The sequence below is a fragment of the Caldisericota bacterium genome, assembly GCA_034717215.1.
Classification (GTDB): Bacteria; Caldisericota; Caldisericia; order Caldisericales; family Caldisericaceae; genus UBA646.
Genome location: JAYELD010000030.1, coordinates 1 through 2,622 on the forward strand (window position 1 = coordinate 1; position 2,622 = coordinate 2,622).

Below are 2,622 nucleotides of genomic sequence, written 5' to 3' on the forward strand. Positions count from 1 at the left end.
CGTAGAGATTGCTTCTAAAGAAGGAGCATCAGGGTTTCTTGCGGGGAGAGCAGTGTGGAAAGATTTCACAAAATATTTTCCAAATGAATCAGATATGGCTGCTTGGCTTAAGACTTCCGGTGTCGCTAATTATTATAAACTGTATGAGGCGAGCAAGAAAGCGGTTCCTTTTTACGAGCACCAGCAGTTTGTGAGTTTTGCAGGCATTTCAATAAAAGACGCAGGAGAAGATTGGTATAAAACATTTTAAAGCCCCGTTATTTTTTAATAGATAGTGTATAAAAATAAAAAACGAAAATTTTTTTGTTTGGTTAAAAAAAATGCAAATTGATAAGGCAAAGGAATGTGCAAGGTTTCTGAAAGAGGCTCATTTTATCGTTGTTCTTACGGGAGCAGGGATTTCAACTAATGCCGGCATCCCTGACTTCAGAGGACCTCAAGGAATCTATACAACGGGGAAATACGATGCGGATAAAATTTTTGATTTCTACTATTTTTTACGGGATCCCAGGCCGTTTTATAATTTTGCGAGAGATTTTTTGGCTAAAACACAGGATATGAAACCAACTTTTACACATAGTTTTATCGCTGCTTTAGAGAAAGAAGATAAGATTAAAGGGGTAATTACTCAAAACATTGATGCATTGCACCAACTTGCGGGAAGTAAAAACATCATTGAACTTCATGGCGGCATCTACAAGAGTCATTGTATCGAATGCGGAAAAGAATATTCTCTCAGCGAGATGAGGAAAAAAGTAATGGAAGAAGAAGTGCCCTTATGTGATGAATGTAAAGGTATAATAAAACCTGATATTGTATTTTTTGGCGAAGAGGTACTTCATTTTAGAGATGCAGAAGAGCTTACTTATCAATCCGATTTGTTTTTTGTAATAGGTTCAGCGCTTGCAGTTTATCCTGCTGCGATGCTACCTAATTTTGCACGGGGGAAACTTGTTGTTGTGTCAAAAGGCGAGGTTAATATTGGCCCTATTTCGGTTGATCTTATGATAGATCAGGATATTGATAATTTTTTCAGAGACGTTTCAAAACATTACGGAGGTGGAAAAAATGAGAAGTAAAATTATTTATTTTGGGCATTCTGCATTTGGTATTGGAATGGATAAGGAGCGTATTGTAATTGACCCTTTTTTGGATGAGAATCCTCTTTCGCCAATTACAGCAGAGCAATGTACAGCGAAGTATATACTTGTTACACATGGTCACCACGATCATTTAGGGGATACAATTAAAATAGCGAAGAAGAACAATGCTCTTGTTATCGCTCCTTTTGAGATAACACAATATGTTTCAGCCCATGGTGTCAAAAATGTAGATCCAATGAACATTGGAGGGAGCCGCCATTTTGACTTTGGAGAGGTTAAAATGGTATTGGCTACGCACAGTTCTTCTATTGTGGAGGGAGATAAAATTATTTATGCAGGGAATCCGTGCGGCTATGTTTTAAAAATTGATGGTTTCAACATCTACCACGCTGGAGATACAGGCTTATTCCTTAATATGGAATTGATAGGAGGTCAAACGTGGATTGATGTTGCTATCCTTCCAATTGGCGGTACTTATACTATGGATATTCATGATGCTGTTGTAGCCACAAAGTTTATTCATCCAACAGCAGTTATTCCCATGCATTATAATACCTGGGATGAAATAAAAGTGGATTTAGAAGAATTTAGAAAGGGCATAGAAAACGAAACTAATGCAAAATGTATTATTCTAAAACCTGGCGAGGGATATTAAGGTACGAACTTTTTATATTCAGAGCTGTCTAAAATATAAAAGGAGGCGGCAATGAAAAAATTATCAATTGTGTTTATTGTCTTTTGTATGGTATTTTCTTTCATTAGTTTTGTTAGAGCCAACGATAATATGGAAGTGAAAGTTGTAACGGATAAAACAGATTATCTTCTCGGAGAACCTGTAAAGATTACCTATACGATAACTAACAACAGCGATAGTCCACTCCGTTTTACTTTTAATACATCACAGATTTATGACTTTTCTATCGTAAATTATGGTCAGGGTACATTGGTTTATAGATGGTCTAAAGGCAAAACATTTGCTCAAGTAATAACATATCTTGAAATTCCCGCATACAGCAATAAAGAGTTTACTGCAGTCTGGAATCAAAAGAATAATGCAGGCAAAGCCGTTACCGTTGGAGGCTATAAAGTAAGTTTTTGGCTTATTCCGGAAGAAATTCCCGGTAGAGTTAAAGAAACCGTATATCTTGCATCAACTGCGGTTGAAATTTCAAGCACTGTTAATATACCCTTTCAAGATATTGCTAACCCTACAGTGCGGCATTCTGTTAAATTTCTTTACGAAAAAGGTTTAATAAAAGGCTATCCCGATGGTACATTTAAACCTGAAAGGAACCTTACAAGAGCAGAAAGTGCCGTACTTATTTTGAGGGTAATGGGCATTACGCTTAAGGAGGATTATAGACGGGATTTTGTGGATGTGCCAATGGATTTTTGGGGATTTAAATGGATTGAAGAGGCGTTTACCAAGGGAATTGTAAAAGGCACGGGGCAGGGTAAATTTTCACCAAATAGTGAAATTACGCGTGGAGAGTTTGTCACGATGCTTGTGAGAGCTTTG

At 37.1% G+C, this 2,622-nt stretch carries 4 protein-coding genes; all 4 read left to right on the forward strand.

The features are described from left to right. Positions 1-250: hypothetical protein (locus U9Q18_01475; GenBank protein MEA3313026.1), on the forward strand; the 250-nt coding region annotated here is incomplete at its 5' end. Between the two features lie 70 nt (positions 251-320). After that, positions 321-1,079, forward strand: coding sequence for a Sir2 family NAD-dependent protein deacetylase (locus tag U9Q18_01480; GenBank protein ID MEA3313027.1), 759 nt, complete (start codon positions 321-323; stop codon positions 1,077-1,079). Continuing rightward, positions 1,069-1,758, forward strand: a complete 690-nt coding sequence (locus U9Q18_01485; protein MEA3313028.1) for a metal-dependent hydrolase — start codon at positions 1,069-1,071, stop codon at positions 1,756-1,758. Before U9Q18_01480 ends, U9Q18_01485 begins: the two co-directional genes overlap by 11 nt. Positions 1,759-1,809: 51 nt before the next feature. After that, positions 1,810-2,622, forward strand: an 813-nt coding sequence (locus U9Q18_01490; GenBank protein ID MEA3313029.1) for an S-layer homology domain-containing protein, incomplete at its 3' end; no start/stop codon positions are given.

What these genes read in the sequence shown, in the direction of transcription:
- U9Q18_01480 (MEA3313027.1), top strand. Translation starts at nt 321, where the DNA reads ATGCAAATTGATAAGGCAAAGGAATGTGCAAGGTTTCTGAAAGAGGCT.
- U9Q18_01485 (MEA3313028.1), top strand. Translation starts at nt 1,069, where the DNA reads ATGAGAAGTAAAATTATTTATTTTGGGCATTCTGCATTTGGTATTGGA.